Annotated in this window: 14 protein-coding genes; all 14 read left to right on the top strand. The window is 43.6% G+C overall.

Annotation, left to right across the window (positions count from 1 at the left end; genetic code table 4):
• Positions 1-53: 53 nt before the first annotated feature.
• Positions 54-1,748 carry a hypothetical protein gene (locus CSH31_RS01290; protein WP_128008560.1) on the top strand — a complete coding sequence of 565 codons (1,695 nt, stop codon included), beginning with the start codon at positions 54-56 and terminating at the stop codon, positions 1,746-1,748.
• A gap of 5 nt (positions 1,749-1,753) precedes the next feature.
• A complete protein-coding gene (locus CSH31_RS01285; RefSeq protein ID WP_128008559.1) occupies positions 1,754-2,440 on the top strand; it encodes a hypothetical protein in 687 nt (228 codons plus the stop codon).
• Entirely contained in the window at positions 2,428-3,747 is a 1,320-nt protein-coding gene (locus CSH31_RS01280) for a hypothetical protein (protein ID WP_128008558.1), read from the top strand. The genes CSH31_RS01285 and CSH31_RS01280 overlap by 13 nt, the downstream gene beginning before the upstream one ends.
• Positions 3,638-7,672 (top strand): hypothetical protein, encoded by a 4,035-nt coding sequence (locus CSH31_RS01275; protein ID WP_128008557.1) that lies wholly within the window; start codon positions 3,638-3,640, stop codon positions 7,670-7,672. The genes CSH31_RS01280 and CSH31_RS01275 overlap by 110 nt, the downstream gene beginning before the upstream one ends.
• Positions 7,673-7,739: 67 nt before the next feature.
• Positions 7,740-9,416, top strand: a complete 1,677-nt coding sequence (locus CSH31_RS01270) for a hypothetical protein (RefSeq protein ID WP_148668994.1) — start codon at positions 7,740-7,742, stop codon at positions 9,414-9,416.
• Between the two features lie 31 nt (positions 9,417-9,447).
• Entirely contained in the window at positions 9,448-15,129 is a 5,682-nt protein-coding gene (locus CSH31_RS01265) for a hypothetical protein (protein ID WP_128008555.1), read from the top strand.
• Between the two features lie 59 nt (positions 15,130-15,188).
• Positions 15,189-15,869 (top strand): hypothetical protein, encoded by a 681-nt coding sequence (locus CSH31_RS01260; protein WP_128008554.1) that lies wholly within the window; start codon positions 15,189-15,191, stop codon positions 15,867-15,869.
• Positions 15,812-17,095, top strand: a complete 1,284-nt coding sequence (locus CSH31_RS01255) for a hypothetical protein (protein WP_128008553.1) — start codon at positions 15,812-15,814, stop codon at positions 17,093-17,095. Before CSH31_RS01260 ends, CSH31_RS01255 begins: the two co-directional genes overlap by 58 nt.
• A complete protein-coding gene (locus CSH31_RS01250) occupies positions 17,086-17,379 on the top strand; it encodes a hypothetical protein (protein WP_128008552.1) in 294 nt (97 codons plus the stop codon). The genes CSH31_RS01255 and CSH31_RS01250 overlap by 10 nt, the downstream gene beginning before the upstream one ends.
• The gene (locus tag CSH31_RS04345; protein WP_161565643.1) at positions 17,369-17,521 is read left to right on the top strand and encodes a hypothetical protein; all 153 of its coding nucleotides are present in this window, start codon (positions 17,369-17,371) and stop codon (positions 17,519-17,521) included. Before CSH31_RS01250 ends, CSH31_RS04345 begins: the two co-directional genes overlap by 11 nt.
• 55 nt (positions 17,522-17,576) lie before the next feature.
• Entirely contained in the window at positions 17,577-19,004 is a 1,428-nt protein-coding gene (locus tag CSH31_RS01245; protein ID WP_128008551.1) for a hypothetical protein, read from the top strand.
• On the top strand, positions 19,004-19,615 hold the full coding sequence (locus CSH31_RS04340; protein ID WP_161565642.1) for a hypothetical protein: 612 nt from the start codon (positions 19,004-19,006) through the stop codon (positions 19,613-19,615). Before CSH31_RS01245 ends, CSH31_RS04340 begins: the two co-directional genes overlap by 1 nt.
• 774 nt (positions 19,616-20,389) lie before the next feature.
• Entirely contained in the window at positions 20,390-21,016 is a 627-nt protein-coding gene (locus CSH31_RS01235; RefSeq protein ID WP_148668993.1) for a hypothetical protein, read from the top strand.
• A 144-nt stretch (positions 21,017-21,160) separates the two neighbouring features.
• Positions 21,161-21,343, top strand: a complete 183-nt coding sequence (locus CSH31_RS01230; protein WP_128008548.1) for a hypothetical protein — start codon at positions 21,161-21,163, stop codon at positions 21,341-21,343.
• Positions 21,344-21,352 lie beyond the last annotated feature (9 nt).

Here is a 21,352-nt window from a genome sequence, read left to right as displayed (position 1 = left end):
TTTCCGTATTTGATGACATAGCAATCATTGAGTTCAGAGTTTTTTTAGACCCAATGCCAGGGTTTGTTTTTAAAGAATTTGCTCCCAAAATAGATTCCTATTCATTCTCTGAAAAAATCGGTTGGTACGAAGTTTCACTTGACACATCCAAATACTATCGCTATTCGGATAATCGAGCGTCTGAGTGGTGATTGACAAAGGAAGAGCCCCAAACCATCAAACCAGACACGCCGTATGAACTAAATGTTAAAGTTTCGGGACAAGTTAATGTTGGGGGAGGAGTTAGACTGGAATTTCTGACAGACGTTGATTTTGAAACTAGATTTGGAAGATTTGGAGTTGGACTGCAGTACCAAGTTGCTGGTCGATCATGGCAACGAATAACTCCTAAGAGAGAGGGAAAAACTCACTTTGCAAATGTAACTTTTAACCCAATTGCAGACAAAGATGAAATTAACTTCCGGATTATTCCAATACGAAATGTTTGGTGAGATCTTGAACTAGCAACTTATCAAGACTACAATCTCTATTACCAAGTTTCGCGAGTCAGTCTTCACACGGCTCAAGATCCAAATGGTAGCAGTACGTTTAATCGACCACGGGTTTATACCCTAAAAAACGTTTTGCAACAACTGCAGCAGAAAGTTGAAATTCCTAGTGGCGATTTAAAGGTGAAATTTACCGGCCGCACTCATGATGCTGGTAGCAGTGGTTTTAGTTTTGTGAGCGCTACTTTTGACGGAGTAGATTGAAAACAGGCGCTTAAACAAGCTAATGGTGGTCGAGATTTGGTTGCTGATGGAGACAAAGACGGAGTATCGCTAGTAATCTCAACTGGTGCTTATCCAAAAAACTCTGACCTAAACTTAGTGAGCGAAAACCCGATTTACTTCCGAATTGAAGACTTTGTCGCTTACTACCGAGGCGAACTGGTTGCTGATAGTCTTGGACGACTAACTTATAAGTCAACTGGTAAAGTGGTTACAGGTTGGGAAGAGACCGCCCAAGACAAACTAACTTATTTGCCCGCTTCCGAAGGCATAAAAGTTAGTTCTAAGCACATAGGAACTCCTTTGTTAGCTGACATGGTCGCTCGTTTGGTTAGCAACGTTTCGTATTTGACGGTAGACTCCACTTCGTGAATTGACCGTGATAACGAGTGAATTGACGGGGTGAAGATTTACTATCCGATTGACAACTTGCAACCCCGTCTCAAACTAGTGGGTGACACCCACCACATTAAGTCGGGTTGGGAAGAAGACACTGGCGAATTACCAGATGGCATCAGAGAAAACGTTCCCGTCTTTAAGTGGTACTACGCTCCGTGAGCAGGCAAAGATGGTGGAGAACCAACTCTTGTCAATGATGCTGGTTTGAGTATTGCTGATTTTGAGCTCATTAAGCAAAGAAAAAGTCAAGGTTTAGGTTTAACCCAAACCGAGTTAATGGGTATTTTCAATGGTCAAAGCAGGGCCAATTTTTGAAATTCAAAGGAGAACAAATGGTCGTTTATGCAATCGCTCTACGCTTGACCTGTGATTAATAACGACCGCTTTTGGAGCAATGAAAGCGACTTTAAACCGCAACAATTTATCACTCCCACCAAGTTGAATTCCGAGTGAAAGAGGTACATTTTACCGATATTTTTGATTTGAGTAAATTGGCAATTTCTAATTATTCAAATTTTTTACAATACGGACAAAGTAAAACGGGTTTGGGAGCTTATAGCAAAGGAGACCCACATCTAATAGTTATGGTCTCCTTTAACAAGGGTCAAGAACCAACCAGCACGCAAATGAAAGAATTTAACTTTCAGAAAAATGTGCCTTTTTCTTTAAATTGAATTAGGATTTTTGACAGCCAAGAGATCAGTCTTATGAAACTTTTTCGACCCTTGGAATTGTCAGTCGGTTCATATGTTACGTTTGGCGGAAATTTGTGATACCCAGCGGAAAGCCGTTGAGTAGTGCCATCGCTTGAAATTAAGTTAGATACTCATGATGAATTTACGATTCTTTCGCAGTTAAACCAAGTTACGATGGACCTTGAGACAACTTATGTAAAAAAGGTTATTCCATCAGACGTGGTCTTTCAAATGGTCAAGGACTCATTCCAAGGTCTTTTGGACGTTGAAACATCTTGACACTCAGAGTTAAAGTGAGACCTTGAGAAGTTTAAGAATTTAGTTGAAAAAATTGAAAACCACAGTTTAAAGTTGGAAATCTCGACTGGGTCGACTTGGACCAGCGATTTGCCAGCCGAGACAGCCCTTTATTACAAAAACCGTTTCTTAAAATTCAGAATCAGTAAGGGTGCGAATTGATCCGACTCAATGCGATTTACTCAAAGATCGCATGATTATACCTCTCAACTTGGCACTGAAGTAATGTTAACTGATGACCAGATTGATTTGCCCAAACTAAGGAAGTGAAATCGCTAATCAATTTGGGTGAGGGAGGACTAAACCTCCAAAAAATTAAGTTTATTGGTAACACAGCTAACTTCAGAGTTGATACTTCTGGCATGACTTTTCCCGATGAAATTAAACATTTAGAGGATGTATGGCAAACTTTTTGAGTTATTGAATATAGTAAACCATACGAAATACGTGCCCGTGCCCATGGAAACTTGGAATTTCTAAAACGAGCATTTTTAACACAATCTGGCAAGGAACCCGGAGTCTTCCCTCGTTATGGTGTGTATGAAATTCCGTTTGCTAGAAGTAACAGCGCTGAATACAAACCTTCTTCAGGAGGCCCATCTTTTGTTTCTCTTCCTGGTCTCGTCCACCCTGATACATCAGAGTTTTTCGCTTACCATAACATAGACAGATTTGTCAATGCGCTTTCTGATGTGCAAGTTCACGGCGTAATTGATGTCAATGATGGCGCTGCCCTCCAAGTACCGCAATCTTTGAAAACTTCGGAACTAGACAAGGCAGGTTATAAGTTACAACTTAGCAAAAATGGCGAGACATGAGTAAATGTGTCTCTGGACTTAGAAAAAATAACGGCTAATCCAATTTATGACATTCCCGAAATACCAGCTGGTCAGGGGCAGTTAATTACTCTTTCTCAAAACCAGTCGCTCTATTTACGCCTTGTACCGTTTAAGGATGACGTCGGACGAACGGTTTCCATCTCGGACTGAAGTTCTTATCAATCAATAATTGAAAATAAAAAGTTAAAGGTGCAACCCTCTGATTATGTTAGAAATAATTTTACTGGTCCAACTGTTGTTGAGGTTGATTTAAGCAACCAAAAACAGTCAATCAACATTCCAAACGATCCAAGTCAGTGGCAAATTAGTTTTTCAGGACGCACTAACGATAACTTTGCGGTTCAATTTTCGATTGGCGGTCAAACTTGGCAAGAAGCTTTGCAAAGTCTAAACTCTGGTTTAGATCAAAATTTATCCGAAAAAGTTAAACCTGTATTTTTGATTTCGTACCTTGAAGACGCGAGCCCTAATTACTTTATTGCGCTGGATAACTTCGTGCTGTGGCTTAACGGACAACTTCAAGTCGACAGCGAAGGTTTTGTGGTCGATCCCAGCGGAAACCGCGTTAGCGGAATAGATTCATTGACTGGAAAAAATAACGCCTCTTCGCGCTGACCAAGTTTCAGCCTCCCTGCGAATGTTTCCAATTCCAAGCTGGAACTATTTAACTTGAAATATCCAAGTCAAGTGGGCCAATTTTGACGAAGGCTATTTCTTAGGTGCTGATTCACAAGTTTTAGACATTAATACCGACCAAGTAGTGGCACAAATTGTCCGCTACGTGGAACTATCCGACGATTTTAACCGCCCAGAGATAAGTGGGTATTCTGCCGAAGCATTAGTTAACAACTGGCCCAATCAGAAGCGCAGTGACATGATTGGGCAAGCTTTCAAGGCGGGCTGAATCCAATATTTTTACTCTTTTAAAATTGACGGCTCACCGATTAGTGCCGAGCAGGCAGCACGTCTAAAACTTAGTTCAGCTGACAGCGACCTTTTCTCTAGTTCAGGTCTAATAACTTTAAAGCAATTTCAAGAAGCTTTCGGAATGCTTAACGGCCAAGACTCAGCCAACTTATTCAACGAAGAAGAACTCGACTGAGTTTTCAACAAGCTTTATTTACACGTTAGACTAAGCGACGAAAACAGATTTTGGATGGAAGAAAAATTCATCGGTTCAGCTGTTTCCCAAACTTTGGAATTTGACACGATCAACTCAAGACCGCGCATTATCTTTTTGAAACCCGAAAAAATCTCCGAAAAATTCCGTTTAACTGGCCACACCGCCGATATCAAGGTAGAGTCAGATTGAAAACCAAATTCAATTGCCGGACTGTCTTACCAGCTCAGATTGGGTCTTAGTTTGCCGCGACAAGACGGAAAATCTTTTCTCACTGAAGCCCAAATGAAAGCGATGAACATTAAAAACACACCCGAGCTTCTCAACAGATTAACTAACAAGGGTTTGAGTGAACATTTTAGTTTGAAAGATGGCGAGATGCAAGCTAATCTTTGAGTTTCTCAAGATCGTAAGTGGGGATTTGATCAAGTTTACGGAGGAACAGGTGGACTAAGATGATATTTTTACATAGACCAAGCCGGGGTAATAGAGGGACTCGACGGCGGGAAAGTACTTGCGTCCTTTTTTGACTCTTACTCAAAAACCGACTACAAAATTAGCATCACTTCTCAAACACCCATACCAACCGAAACTATAGAAGCATTCACTAAATATGTTCAAGTTAACGACTTAGTGGACAAACTTAAACAAATTGAAGCCGATACGTCGGAAGCAAGTACCAACGAGCAAGTCCGCTGGCACCGCGAAGCAGACTTTATTAACCCGCTTTTTGACGATTTCCGTGCCCGCGGAGTAAGACTAGACTTTTCTGACGCCAAAGTTGGACCTAGTTACGGTTTTGACGCGCAAGGTTGAAATTACAACTACAAACTGCCGACAAAACTTGACCGCGATCCAAGCGCTCGCTTTTTATGGGCTCAAGTTGTTTGAGGAGAAAAGACTGGCAATTACATCATTTCTTGGCCCAAGGTAATTGACTTAACCGAGTCATCCAAAATCCGTCTTGTCAAAACTTTCTTGGATGTTTCAGAAGTAGATCTAAGCGCCATTATTTTCAAAGGAGATATTCGCAAACCTTCCATTGACTACAACGTTCTTAGCGATGATCTTCAGCCTTACGTTAGCATTCTTTTCCAAGGTGAAGGTATTTTTGGCAACAAATGGATGACTTACGACGAACTACTGAGTGCCTTTACAGACGAACTTTCAAAAGGTCCTAATTACTCGTTACACCGGGTATTCCGGGCCAAAGTAGCGGCTAAAGAAGGTGTCCAAGTTGTTTTCAAAGGAACCGACCAAGTTCAAAACGTTAACACCGACCAGTTTTATTCTTACCGAAACATAACCAGTTTGTTAGATGCGCTTAAAAACAGCAGCGGTTCTAACAAAGTGGATGTTTTTGGTTCGCTCGGAGTGGATAACGGAATCGCAATTAGACTGCCTACTACGCTTAAACAAGATCAATTATCGCTTTGAAAAACGACTTTGCAAGTGAGTGTGGATAACCAGCAAAATTGGATTGACATCTTCCCACAACTTGATCAAGCAATTGATCCTAACCAAGACCTAGGTATCCCAGCAATTCCGGCCGGACTAGGAGCTATTTTCACCGTCAAACAAATTGGTGGTCAAACCGCTTCGCTCGCCTTTCGCTTTGTACCTTACGCGGATGAAAATGGTCAAACTCCCGAGATAAACAGTCCAAACGATTACCAAGCAATCGTAGAGGCGACCAAAGTGCATAACTCGGATTTCTTTGATTCAAACTTCCAAAAACCAGAGGTCTACGTGATTACCCTGGATAATTTACCAACGGTCGTAGTGACCATTAGACCAACGTCAGGTCAAGTGGAGATTGCGGGTCGAACTAATGACAACTTCCAAGCTAACGTAGTTGGAAATCACAGCGATTGGCAAACTTGACTCCAAGACCTTAACCAGGGCAGCGATTACACTGCTTACGTCAAGGCGACTTTACATGTCGCGATTGCAGGTGACAGACTGGCGCTGGAAATGCAAGATTTTGTTAAGTGGATTAACGGTCAGTTAAAAGCTAATTCAAGCGGTCAAGTGGTTGATCAAGATGGCCAAGCGGTCAAACGTTGAAAAGCGACCGCGGCCGACCCAGATAGTTTTGTTTACGGCGATTTAACTGCTCAAGAAGCCACTCCTGATTGAAACAAGATGCTGGGTCCAGAAAATGTTTTCATCTTCACTTGACTAAGCACTGATTTAGTCAATTACCGTCCAAGCGAAAGTCGTGGCACAGAGATTGACATGGCTAACGTAGTTCGTTACATCGATGCTTCGGTGCTTGAGGCGCGTTTTGCTCCGACGGGCAACACCCACAAATGAAGCGGTTGATCCGAAGATTCGGCGGCAGTTTTAGACCAGATAATTTGGGGCTATCGTTTTGATAACCAACCGACTCCAATTAGCGAAGCGCAAATGAACGCCCTGGGGCTAAGTGATGCTCAGAAAGAGACCGTGCGCGGTAAAACGCAATTAACCCAAGCTGAACTACTTAAACTTTTTGACGGATCAACCCCGGCTAACATTTGAGATCAGCGCCGTTGAGAGTTCGCTGTCAACCTTTATTCAATTGCCAAAGTTAAAGACCCCGAGCATTTCTGAACTAAGAGCAGTCACCAAAAACACGATCTTTATCAAGCTAGTGCTCCTAGCAAAAATTGAAAAAGGTTTTTTGACGTGAGTCTGCTAGCGCTTGACAAAGCCTATTTAACGGGTCATTCTCACATCTTTGGCAAGTTAGAAAACATCGCTTACGCGGACGGAACTCAGCTTCCTGTCTTGGCCAAAAAAGACCTTGCCTTTAAGTTAACGCTTAATGCAGGTAGCGTAATTAGCGACCAACAGCAAAACCACATGAATTTAAGCGCTAAACCGCTTGCTTGAATGACTTTTGAACAGTTAAAAGACTTTTGGCAAAGTAACGGCGTTAGTGCCCGCGGAGGAGCCAACTTATGGTACCGGGACGCAAATAAGTGGGCGACCCAGTTTTTTGGTATCGGCGTTGATTTAACAACTAGTCCTTCTTCCTACCAGTTGTCCGAACGCCTAAGTCCTGTCACGCTTAACTTAGAAGCGATGAGCACGCTAAAAAAATACATTTGAGTCCAAGACTACCGAGAAAGTCTTGAAAAAAATGTTAAGGCGGTGGTTGAACGTTATAAATCTGACTCAGACCAAGTGCTTTGACAAGACATTGGTTTTCTAGTTGATCAACTAAAGAAAGCGGGGTTAAAAGTAGAGTTTTCAACTGCTTCATCGCCTAGTTTTGACAACGCAGACGATTGGCAGTTTTTAAACCAGTTACCAAAACAAGTTGCTTTCAATCACCAAGATCGTTACCTTTATGCCAAAGTGACGCCAGAAGATTACCCTAATGATCGTTACGTTTTATCTAACCAGGGTAAAAGTTGGGACTTAACAGCCAGCTCTAACCTTCAAAAAGTGCTCGCTCGGATTAACGTTGATAACGTTGATCTAACGCAAGTCGTTTTCACCCAAAATACGTTTGACGCCGTGATTGACGCTCGGGCGTGGAATTACCTAATTTCACCGCTCTAGAGTACTTTGTCCAAGACGAAGATGACAAATTAAATCCGCCTGTTACGAATCGGCTTTTGTCCGTTGAATGGAACAGAACTACGATCAATTTAGCCGCGTTAACGTGCGCGTGCAAATTAGTCCTAAAACGACCAACGACGATCTTTACGTAATTCGCCGCCAAGATGTAAACAATTCAATTCGGGCTCCTAACATTGAAAACTTTTTCGCTTACAGAGACATTTCTGGTCAAATTAAGTCGCTTGGGACCACCGCCGAATCGGGCATTAAACTTTACGGCGTTGTGGGTCAAAAAGATGGCGTAGCTCTCGTAGTACCTGAGCCTTTAATGACTTCTAACTTAGATAAAGTCGGCATTAAACTTCAGATTTCTATTCAAGGCTCTAGTTGGCAAAGCGTCAACCTAAGTCCGACTGGAATCCCTTCCAACAAAGACCGGGGAATTCCTAACATTGCGGCTGGAACTGGTCAACTGATTAGCGTTAACCAACCAAGCGATGGTTCACAACCAAAAATATCTTTCCGCTTTGTACCTTTCAAAGACGACCAAAACCAAAGTGTACCAACCCCGTCTGATCCTTCGCTCTACGAGAATTGACTTGACGCCACCATGGTTCACTTGTCAGACTACTGGAATAACCGACCTGACCTGGCGCCTTATGTGTTAGAGTTGCCAGTTGAGTTGGTGACACTAGTCGTAACTAACGATAGCGGTGCACAGAGCAACTTAAAAACCATTGTTTTAGCTAACCACACTCGTAATTTACAAATTGAAGAACTATTAAGCGGCCAAACCGCGAGTCAAGTTTTAGCAACTTTAAACCCTAATTCGCCAGATTACAGCGGTGATATTCGGGTAGCTTACCACATTGATGATAAAAACCTTTCCCACTGGTTAGAGCGCGAAGATTTCATCGCTTGAGCTAAAGGTCAACTGGTAGTAAGCGGATCCCAGGTGTTAAACGGTAACCGTCCTGTAAAAGGTTGATCAATTGCTAACAGCAGTTACCAATTGTTACCGGTTAGCGAGTCGCGTCCGTTTTGAAACAAAATTGAACTTACCTCAGCTCGCGTAGCTTGAAGATCACGCTCATCCGAGAAATACATCCCAACTGACGAGGCTGAGACTCAGCCCGACATTAGTAACTTAATGAAATGGGTTGATGTTAGCGATTACTACAAGAAGTTTGCCAAACTTAAAATTGAGGGCGACACTGCCCACTTAAGAAGCGAGGAGTTTGCTAAAATAGTCAAAATTGATTTAGAGAACGAACTCTCGCTCAAAAATGCGCGAGTTCAAACTACTCCAATCATTAGCGAAGGTCAGCCCAACTTTGATGCTGTTCAAGTTAAAACTAACGCTTTACCTGACAAAATTAACTTCCTTTACGAGTTAGCTTTTCGAATTATTCCAACTGAATCTAACCCTGGCAAGTTAGTGATTGGTACCGACGACCAACCAGAGCGACAAGACTCATTTGTGATATGGGACCACCAGAGCGCTTTAGCGAATACGCGCGTGCTTAAGTTCATTGAAGCTGACCGCAGTCAGTTAGCCACTAAGGTGCTGCTAAAAGGCAACACCCGCGACTTAGAAATTGATAGCATCGACCCAAGTGCCTTAAAAAGCGACTTGTGGGGACAGATGAACAACGAAAACGCGACTTACACCGGTTTAGAAGTTGTTTACCAACTGCTTGACGTTGAGCAGGGACAAGTTACGCGCGTTTTGACGAGTTTTTAAAATATCTCCAAACTTTGAGGTTTGATGGTAGTTGAGGACGGCAAAAATCCGGGTTGGTTACCGAGCACTAACAGGTTATGCAATCAGTTCAGAGAGCGCGAGCGTTGACGTTCAACCTAACGTTGAAAAAGTTCAGCGTTTCATAGACGTTAGTCCTTTAATTGCTGAGATTAGCAAAATTAAGGTAGTGACTCAAGACGAGCAAAGCGGTTGGTGATCACCGCAAAGTGGTCAGTACGATCGGAAAGTTTATAACGGCGTTGACTGGGGTGGTTACGTTGATAACCAACAACTTGGTTGAGAAATACCGGAACTAATTCTTAACACCGGCGACCAGACCCACTTACTCCACGCTAAAATTCAGTTTTCAACTTTAGAATCACCTAGCCCTGCTGATCAAGATTGGTCTGACCAACCGCCAAGCGAAATTGCTGACCATGGCAAGCGTTATGTTTGAGTCCGGTTTGTGGCTGATCAGCCTTACGAAGATGGCGAGATGCCGTTTGTATCTGATTCTAAGCCGCACTCAATCAACGAGACTTCGCGCATTCAGTTAGTGCCCACGCGGGTAAACATCGACGGTCTAAGTTCAAAACTGAGCAGTTTTGAAGGACTGACCAACGATCCAACTATTAACGAGCAACTAGAGTCACTCACCAGAGAGCACTTAACTTTCCACTACAGTTTGACTAACTTTTTAGACTGGCAAGAGTTTTCAACTATGAAAAGTCGCCTAACGTTTATGGGCTTAGACAGCGACACTAAAATTAGCGTTTCCAAGCTCAAGGCCAGCATGAACAAACAGGAGTTTTTAACTTTCAACCAGGCGGCTAACTCTCAAGTTGCTTCGTTTAAACAGTTTGTGAGAACTTACGTGTCTGTTCGCTTTGTGCCAACGAGCGAAAAATACTCTCTTTCACCTGAGCAAGACAAAGTCAGCCGCGGAGAACCTGAGATTGATAATCTTTACACTTACCGCGACATTAGCCAGTGAACTAAGATGTTAGCTTACGGAACCGACGCTAACACTAGCATCGGACTCCAAGGTCGTACATCAGCTAGGTTAGGAATCGCGGTTTCAATTCCTGACCAACTGACTAATGGTGTTTTACAGCCGCTCGGTTTCCAACTCCAATTTAGCACCGATTCCGAGGACGGAGCTACTTTAAAAGAAGGCGCAAGTTGAACCATCGTTCGCGACCAAGAAATTAGTGCTGGGGAAAAAGAAGGCATTAACCGCGACATCGCTCACGGATTTTGAGTAACTCTTACTCCGCTTGAAGGCGGCAAATCTTTCTTGGCACTGCGAATTGTGCCAATTGCGAATGACCTTGGCAAACAAATTAGCGGTGTTGAACCGACTTGAATAATTAGTCAGTACTTTGAGGCTACCAAAGTTAAACCGCAGGATCACCACCAGCAAGACGCTCAAAACGCTTACATCATTGACACATCTCAGTTGCCAGTTGTGATTAACACCGACCACACACTTTTAAGCCAAATTGACTTTACCGGTCACACGCACGACGTTTTAATTCACGAAGACAATAACGGAATGCAAGAAGGCGGCACGCCGTTAATCGACTTGCTTGATAGTCTTAACCAAACTACTTTTGAAGGTTACGTTGAAATTCTGTACGCTATTGATCTGAAAAACGGCCAACCTATTTCAAATGTCAACCAGTTAAGCGACCAAGCGCTTTGGCTTAACAAAAGTGATTTTAGCGCTTACCTGAACGGCCAACTCATTTTATCTGGCTCCAAGGTGGTTTACCGCGCTAACCCTAACCAAGAAGTTCGCCAGTTAAGTCAAGTGGGTCGGGCCACGCCAAAGTACTTAGATCTAAACATTAACCGCATTTACATTAAATGAGGCGCAACAAACTCACGCTACATGGTTAGCGACGAAAAAGCGATCAACTTAAAAGTTGTGCCTGGCTTAGACCTAAGTTTAAGTTTCCGGAAGTGGTTTGACGGAGAAAGATTCCGCCGCGCTTTAGGCGCTATCGTCGTGGAAGGTCACACCCACAACTACCAACTACTAATTGATGGACAAACCGCCGAGTCGCCAACTTACCCAGTCAGTTCTGAAGAACTCACTCGTCACGGTCTTAAACTAGTTTACAGCCTTGACGAGCTTAATTATCAAGACGATTTACCTGACTTTAGCAAAGCCAGTTGAAGTACCCAAGTAGCCCGTCAACTTTGAGCGAAAGTCGTGCCAATTAACCGCGAAGGAGCGTCGACTGACTACGAAAACACTCGTCTTTACATTGGTTACGAAGATCAGTCGCATTCTCACCAAACTTTAAAAACTCAAGAAACCGACGCTAACCAGGCCCGCCGGTTCAAACTAATGATTGACGTAGATAAAGATGAATTGACTCAACTGAAAATTTTAGGTCACTCCTACTTAGTGAGCGATCTAGACGGCGACATTGAAAAAGGTTTGGATGAATCGCAAGTTGATAACAATGTAGCCAAATACGAGTACGTGGAAATTGTTTACCTTTACTTTGGTAGTTGGTACAACAAAGAGGCGCTGCTTGAAAAAATGGCTGAGCGTCGCAATTTACCCAAAGACGCTAATTTAACGTTGCCCGAAGACTTTAGTCACGAAAATGTTTGAGCCCGTTGAAGACTGCTTGATCCTAAGGACGCAGTCTTGCCCGACAGTCAAGATCAGCAAGTTCAGATTGACACGAGCGAGTTTAAAACTTTTGTCAACATTTGAACGATCCAAAGCGACGAAAAACCAATCGCAGAGCTGATTAACGGTAATAACGAATACGAACTTAACGGATCAATTAATAGCGCTAACATGCACTGACGCGAAACTGGCACTCTCAAGGGCGGGCAAGCGATTCCTAAGTACAACATGAAAGTGCAGTGGTCCGTAGTTGAAAACCCGAGTGAACTACTTGATAGTAGCCATTGACAAGATAGTTTGAGCAACCGCAGCGTGATCGAATCACAAGGACTGGATCCAATTCACAAATCGCTTTGAATTCGTTTTGTACCAGTTTTCCCTGAGCAGTACTACCTGGCTTCCCAGTACGAAATAGACGGTTCAAAAGTGGCGATGATTAAAATTAGCACGGAAAATATGCGTTACACCATCCAAGTTGATTCTAGCGTTTTAGAAAGCATGGTAATTAGTGGTGACACGCAAAGCGAATTTAGAGCCGAGCAAACCCCTTACCTAAACGGCTCCGAAGCTTCAATTAAATACGAAAAAATGGATGAACAGACCGGTGAATACGTTCCGATCGTTGATTTAGACCAGCGTGCTCAGTGAATTAAGGAGATGGGGCTAACTATTAAATACCAAGTTGAGGCAACTCGTCCTAATAAGGACTATCCGGCTGGCACCACTTTCACTTTTGAAACTTTAGCCGAATTTAAAGCCGCGCTTGACACTAAAAAACTTAACTTCCGGAGAAACACCTTGCGAATCGGTTGAGCCATCTTGGAAGACAAAAAAGATGATAACGAAGTGAGCGATGACTCGTTAGTGATACCTTCGCAAGCCGCAACGCTGATTAACGTTGTTTACACCGAAGACATCACAGTTTTAAGCGATCAATCAGTTTTAGTCAGCGGTAATAACTTGAGAATCAACTTCAAACTTAACGACCCAAAACTGGATCAAAATCTCCTAACTGAACGCGGCGTAAAACTCCAGTTTACGACTGACGCGGATCTTAACGACCCTGACGCACCTAGTTCTGACGCTAACTGAGAAGACGAGTTTCCAAACAAGATTCCCGAGCACCTAGGCGTTTGAATCCGGTTTGCTCCTTTAAGCAGCGACTTTAAACTTGGTAGTGATGTTTTAGAAGGGCAACAAATTACCAAGCTGAGCGCCAGTCAACTGAAAGTAGCGATCGTTCTTGATCAGGCTTGGTTGGAGAATTTTGACTTAGTCAGCTTAGAAGGTAAAACTTACGATCCTAAGTGATTGAACCAGCCGCCAGAAGTGCCTACTTCGGACGATGGGCAAATTCACGGGCAAGTTCAGTTTGCATTAGTTAAGAAAAATGCGTCCGGTCAATTAGTTTGGTTTGACACCTTGGAAGAGATTATGCCGTTAATTGAAGGTAAAGATATTAAGGCACTTGACAAAGACCGCGATGCCTACGTGGCAATTCGCTACATCATTAAAAACGCGAGTCGCGATGAATATGAGTTTACCACTGAGGAGGGCGTTAGCATTGAAGAAAACAGACTTAATCGCTCCCTAGAAATTCAGCAATTAATTCAACCGATCATCGTTGACACGCCCGACCAGCGCTTACCAAACAAGCAAACTTGGCAAGAGTTTGCAAATGATCCGCTCTTTAGAATTGTTTACCAGGCCGGTCAAACCGAACGTTACGTCCGAATTGAAAAAATTGTTTACGACGATAACGATATTAATGAGCAAGGACGCTCTTACTACCTTCTAGACCAAAACCGTTTTGACGCTAATGACTTCCTTAACCGCACTCGTCTTAACGCTCTAGCACCGCGTCACGCCCACTTTGAATTTAGTTCTCGCGCGACCCAAACTAGTGAGTGAACTCCGTGAAGCCAAGATGATCCAGAGCAGTTAGTTAAGTCAACTAATTTTGCCGGACTCAGAATTCGAATCAGTCCAGACCAAGGTTATGAACTACCCGACGGTAGTGCGAGCGGATTAGAAGGTCAGCTGGGAGACCAGACGTGAGAACGTGAATTTTACGTGGCTCTGACAGTTGACACAACCGGCATTAAGTTTGGCGACGCTGTTTACGTTGGTTTTAACGGCGAAGGTCGTTTTAAAACCAAAGATCCAGACGGCAACTATAACCAAGGTAATTTGTCAATTGAACTACTAAGAGCTGATGGATCGGTCCTAACTGATCTAACTAGCAAACCTTATTACGTGCTGGAATACCGCGTTGTGAATGCCGACGGTCAAGATATCAGTTGAACCAGCTTTGATGTTGACAGTCAAACTACTTTGACCAAAGAAGGGTGACATAGCTACGACCAAGCACCCGAAGCTCAGGTGTTTAATTTTGGTCGCTATCCGATTTCGCTTTCCAACGGACAAATCGTTTACGCTCGTCTCAGAGCTCGGAATGGCTACGTGATTATTGACCCTCAATCCGACGATCCCGAGCGACCTGGACAGAAAGAAAATAGTCCCGTGCGCTGGTCGGCTGAGATTAAATTTGCCCCTGTTAGCGGTCTAGTCCAACCGATCGATTTACCAGATAATTACGCGTTTTACGATCCAACTCACCTAATTGACTTAGAAGGTCAAAGCATTGAAGAGGTGCCGGGCATGCCAACGCTGAAGTTTGAAGGTAGTGATGGCAAAGGTCAAGTGAGTCTAATTCCGGGCGAGCATGGTCTTAACAGTTTGTTTGATGCTTACATGATGGTGTTAGAACCTCTTGCGCCAACTGGTCAACCAGTTAACGCTTACTTAACCAACTACCAGCGTCCTATTTACGGCTACACGACGCTTGATAAAAACGGGCAAAAAGAAGTGGTTTACTTAACCGAGCAAGGGCAAAACACGCTTTATCCAACTTTGACAGTTGGTTGACAGCCTGGTTTTAGAGAAATTGAAGGCGTCTGAAAACTACCTTCGGCGACCAAAAATCTATCGGTTGGTTCAGCCTTGCTGTTTGAGTTAAGAGCGCGGCTGGCTACGGTTTCCGTTACCAAGACGAGCAGTTAAACTTTCCTAACGAGCTCTTTCCTAAGGAAAAGAGTCAAGATGTTTACAACCGCGGCGGATTGTTAGCCGGTTCTGAAAGCGGCCAAAACCAAACGCCAATTCCAGTTCGCGGACTTTACGTTTACCCTGACACTTACGCGTCTAAAGAGCACTTAGTCTACTCAAATAAACCGGAGGAGAGACTAAATGGCAACGCCGTGATTACTATGTCTGGACCAAGTACGGAGAACAAGCAATGACGCTGAAACTTCCAGATTAAATACCAAAGCGGGAAACCTACCTTAGAAAACCAGTTAACGATTCCGTTGGATGTTTCAAACGGCGACGAAATCACGGTCCAAATGGTTCCGCGCAGTTCTGGTTATGTTTTCCACCCCGATTACCAAAAACTCAACCAACCAGTCACTTTTGTGGTAGCTACTTTGCAAGACCGGATTAATTCAGACGGAGTGCCGCGACCCGAATTTAGTTTTAAAGGTTATGTGGGTCAGGGAACAATCGCTAACTTAACCGAACATCAAAAAGGTGATAACTGGTTAGAGTACGATCGCAGCGAATCCGGTTCACTACCTAAGCCGCAAATCGGACCGAGTTTTGATCCGCGCGGCGGAGTTGAGTGACAGTTCCAAATTGTTAACACTGATCCGCGTCAGTTATCGGCTCGTCAAATCGAGCAACTACCGTGGCAAAGCAAGTTCCCGACCAGCTTAACAACGGTATGTGAGTGCGGATTCGTCTAGGCGCTGTTTCACCGGATGACGTTGTTTTTGCCAAAGTTTATTCATGGGGTGAAACCGACCAGGAAGAAAATCAGCCCGAACACCTACTTGGTTGAAACCAAGTGCGCAATCTCTTCATTGATCCTCAAAAAGTGAACATTAAAATCCAAATCCAAGGTTTTAATGACCGCTCAAACTTAGTGATTGAAACTGATAATACCTTAGACGCCCAAGGTTTAACTTTCCAAGCAAGTACCGACGGAATTAATTGACACGCCCTAGACTACTTCACCCAACTGAAAAACGGCGATAGGATTTCGGTTCGTGCTTTGCCACGCGATCTTTACCAACTTAACCCAAGTGACAACAAGCCCGAGCAAGGTATTCACGTTAGTCCCGTGGGAGATAGTCGCTTAGCACTTTGGAAAGATGAGTGAATTAACTTTGAAGTTCAAGGCTTAAAAAACTACCTCAACGTGAACCAAGTTGATTTAACCGAAGTAAGCGTAATTAGGATGGGCAGCCACCCGTCTCACGATTCGGAAGGCAACCTAATCCCAGCTGATAAAATCTTAAACGGCTGAGCCACGCTGACAGCTTCAAGTATTTTAAACCGCGAAACTATTAAAGACGCCCAAGGTAAACTCGTGGATTCGAGCGGAGCGCCTTATTACGAAAAAGTCGGCATTCGTTACATTCTGAGAAGATACGACCCTGACACTGGTAACTACGGCACCCCAGTTTCTTCGGCTAACCCGCCAACTAAATTAGCTAACAACGACCAAATTCGGATTGAACTTTATTCAAAAGACCCCGAGTTCAGTTTGTCCAAAGAAGTTGCTAGACAACTGACAATTAAAGACCTAGTTATTGCTCCGCCAACCGACCAGCAACCTCCGACACTAACTTTCATTGGATCAAACGGAACTGGATCGGTAGCGGTAACTCCGGAAGCAATCAAGGGTTACCACTGGGAATACGCTGTTTACCGAAAAGGACAAAATGAGCCATCGTGAGAAGATGTTGAGTGAACCTCAGTACCGCCGACTGATTTATCAAACGATGATTACGTCGCTGTTAGACTCGCTTCTAACTTGCCTGACACAGGACTGACCAAAGACTTTTTAACCGGTTGAGTAAAGGTTTCAGGGCTTGAGCAAACAATTGATTTAAGTGATTTAGAGGTCGCAGTTTTTGACCGCTTTAATCCTTATAATCCGCCAAACCAACTGTTGCTTTGCGGCTAAGTGATTCACGCGAAAATCAAGCCGATGTCCAAATTAACTCGCCGCTTATTTCGTCTGATCCTAGCGAAATGCTAGTTGATGTTCGCGGTCAAGCGATCGTTCACCGCGATAAACTGCAGTGGAAGTTTTACGTAAGCACTAGCCAATGACCACCAGACCTAGATCGTTTTGGCTACGCTCTGCCGCAAAAACTGCATAACGGTCAGTACTTGCACATCACCCTAGGAGCCCGCCAAGGACTCAACAACATTAGCGTTCGTGGTTTTCAAAACCGTGAGCATTAAAATCGATTTCTTAGTGCCTGAATCAACTATTTCAGGTCAACTACTGACCACGATTTTAGCGGTTTCCATTCTGGGACTCTTTGCCGCGGTAGCGACGGTGATTACGCTGGTTATCCGTCACCGGAGAAGACGGTTAGGATAGGAAAAAAAATGGAGAACTACACGCTATTTGTTTTATAATTGTGTGGTAAACTATTATGAAAGTAAAACTAGTTAATTCATCGGAAAATCAACAGATTGTAGCTGCTTTTAACGAGCAACTGCTAGTTGGTTATCCGCTTGCCAATGTGACTGAGAAAGACCTTACCTTGAGTAAGGGTTGAAACTTAATCAGTCTTGATTACCGCCATCCGGTTGGCAACGAAAAGGTTGGTCGTTTAGAAGTTTTAGCCGAAAGCAAAACTGGCGATCGAGTTAACAACATTTTTGATTTGCCATTTGCCTACACTTGAAACCAACGTCTTGAAGAAATTCGCCGTCCTGATTCGTTTGAGATTCGCCCAGATTCGTTGATCAAGAAAAATTACCGTCATCTTCAACCGCAAGACATTGATGCTAAATATGAGGACGTGGTCGTAGACCGGGTGGTCTACTCGGCCAAACCATTTATCAATGTGCCTAAAAACTTTGACACCGAGAGCGAAAATCTCCGAGGCTACGCCATGATTGAGTACCATCTTTCGAGCGAGTCACCCGAGACTGAAAAAACTTACAAAGTCCAGTTACCGATTATCACTAGCAACTCGGTTGAAAAAAGACTTGAACCTCAAGTTGAAAAAACTCAGTACATCAAAGTTGATCGACCAGCGCAAACTAGTCAAATCACCGTTGACACAGAAGTTGCGATTGAAAAGGGACTAATAATTCCACTCAATCAAGTGAAACATTACAGCGTTGATCGTTCTTTTGTTAGGGGTGTTCCGCCTATCAAAATTAGTAGTTCAATCGTGACGGCTAAATCAGGGGCCAAACTGCGAAAAGTAATCTACATGCCGCCGGCAAGCATTGATGAAACCCGTTCTTACCTACAAGTTGAGTACTATTACGACGGTCGGATTTTTAACGAACAAGTTGAGTTTGATTTTGGTCAGACCATTCGCGAAGAAGCTGAAAATCTTGTCAGTCGAATCAAACCACGCGACTTTGTTTATTTGCCCCTTAACCGCTTAGCTCCGCCCACGTTTATTCGGGCTGAGCAGTTCAGTTACCAAGGTCCGATCCAAAATCTGCGCTTAGTTGACGTGGAATACCACTACGACCAAATTCGCGAGGACGATCGTTTTGTTGACATGACGCTAGTCGTTTCCTATCGTTCTGTCAACTTGTTAATTCCTAAACGTTTAGAGTTCAAGTACTCTAAGCGACAATATGTCAGCGGTCGTTGGCAAACAATTCGAGTTGAAAACGTTCGGTTGACATTAGCAGTCGTTTTTATGATCCAGTCGTTTTACACGATCTTTACCGCGGAGATGAAACTTTGGATCGCGAACTTAAAAAATCTACCACGATCGTGCCCGGCTACCGGTACGAGTCAATCAAGGACATTAAACTCGTTGGTTTTAAAGATGACTCGCGTTACGCGACTTTTCGAATTATTGCCGTTGAGCGCTATGGTAATAACCTAGTGGAGTGACCCTTTGAAAAATGGATCAAACTTAACGAGTCGTACAATGATTACCAACTCGGAAAAATTGGTCCAGGCGACATTCAAATCAACCAGGATTTACTGCCTCCCTTCCCGACCAGTCACCTACCAGCCGGATTGTTTGAGGTAAACCCTCGTTTCCGAGTTTTATCGGTGCGGTACTTACGTCCGCCCGCTAACGCGAAAGAGGTTGAGGTAAATGTGAAAGTTGGCACCTTGACCAAATCTGTCATCATTGGTAAACAAATCACTTTTAAACAAAGCCGTGAGGAGCACAAAAACTCGCTTCGCGACCAAAACATGTTTTCTAACGCCCGAATCTTTTCGCCCAATCTAATTAAAATTGCGGTGGATCTAAGCGGAGAACCAGTTTTAGAAGTTACTCCGAAATGGTTCGTGGCATTCCTAAGGACATTAATTACCGGGTTGATTATCAGCCCCCTCAAGTTGGTCGGAGAGACACCCGGATCATTGTTCACCTTGAAAGGGCTGGTCGTCGCGAGGCTTACGAGCAAACGATTGTTTTTGCTCAGCCGCGACCGACTAACGGCTAGGGAAAGTAGTAGTAAGGAGCAACATGGCAAACATTAACCAAAGCGTCGTTGATAACAATACTCGGATCGCAAACGTGATGAGTATTGAACCATACATGCTGCCAGTTGGATTTCGACAGAGAAGTCGTTTTAGTCAACGTCTTTACGTTTTGCTAATAGTGATCATCCACGCTTTGTGATCGGTTTTGTCGTCTACTCGGCCATTGGCAACGATGATGCTCATTACATTGCTAACCGATTTAAATTTTGAGAGGGTGAACGCCCAATGATCTTAATCAACTGATTAACGCTTATATCGCTCCTTTTTGTTTGTGGAGTAGTTCAGTTCTGGTCCCGGAGTCGACCCCATAAAATCAGTTTCTGGGAGATGATAGGTTATTTAATTGCGCCAGTTACTTTGCTGACGGGATATCCTTGATAGAAACTATGGAAGGACCCGATTACCGCTCCCTACTTTGAATAATTGTGATTTTGCAAATCGTTATGGCTGTGTCCAGTTCGTTCTACGCTCTTGTTCTTAACTTGGCTCGTTCAAGAATTTATCCCAACGCAAAATGGCGCACACTAGCTACGTTGATTGGGCCGGTGGTTGTCAGTTTAAACGCGTACTTAATTTGGCGCCTTTACGACGTTAGTCAAATTAGGCAACTTGACATAATGCTCGGAGCTTTTTTGCCTTGGGTAATTGGCGTTACCATTATGGCAATTGGCATTGCTGCCACTCTAAAGCTTAATCCCTCTAGCAAGCGAAGTATTTGAAAAAGTTTACCGCTATTTGGGCGCTCTTCCAACCGCAGTCACTTTCAGTGCTATGTTGGCAATCTCAATTAAATTTGCCTTTGGTATCAAATGACAAACTTTGCTTTGAGTAGTGGTCGGAATAGACAGCGCTTTTCTGCTGGCTTTCATGCTCTACTTATTTATTAACGCTCGGTTAAGAAATATTCCCCGAACCAACCCGATTATTAACGAGTTGGTACTGCGCTCTTATGTGATTGCAGTTGCTCTTGTAGGTTTAACCGCCGTTGAATTTTTGCCCGTTATTTATCCGCACGCCAAAGAGTACGCTACGATGTCTTACGCGATTTTGTTCGTGACTTGCTTAACGGTCGTAAGCGGTATGGCTTGGGCTCATTTCAGCAACTTAATCACTTTTTCAAAGTACTTCCGAATTCTCATCGGAGTTAGCATGGCCGCCACGGCAGCGATTGTCGGTCTAGTTTTCACAGTTGTTTTCGTGGAAAACACGATCGCAATTATGAACATCGTGGCCGATAAACTAATCGTTCTCTTTTTGCTCATCGCGCTTGCACCTGAGATGATTAGTATTACAATTGATTTAATTTACTTGGTCGGGTACGGGTTTGTTAAACACTTAACAGATCGTCGTCAAGCAACGCTCGTTAGTCCGACAACGACTACCACGGAGGTAAGGTAATGGCTTTATTTAGCAAAAAGAACAATCAAGAGGACATGTTAGCCGAAACTGGCGTGTCAAACGAACTCGATCAAAAAAACGATCCCTTTTAACCAAGACCCAGGTCGCGAAAGTTTCACCGAAATTATTCGTACTACTGACTCAATGAACTTCCTGATCGATAGTACGCAAAACGATCGTCAAAACGAAGAGTTGATGAAGTTAACTCGCGAATCAATCGCTCAAAACTACGATCTGGCGCGCCGTCGCATCAACGCAACTTACCAAGATGTAATTGACAGCGGTGCTTACGTGGGACTATCTTTCATAGCGTTCAACTCTCTTTAATCAACTTCA

It is taken from the genome of Mycoplasma sp. ATU-Cv-508, from assembly GCF_004011945.1.
Lineage (GTDB): Bacteria > Bacillota_I > Bacilli_A > Mycoplasmatales > Metamycoplasmataceae > RYZV01.
This window is presented reverse-complemented; position numbering and strand designations above follow the sequence as displayed.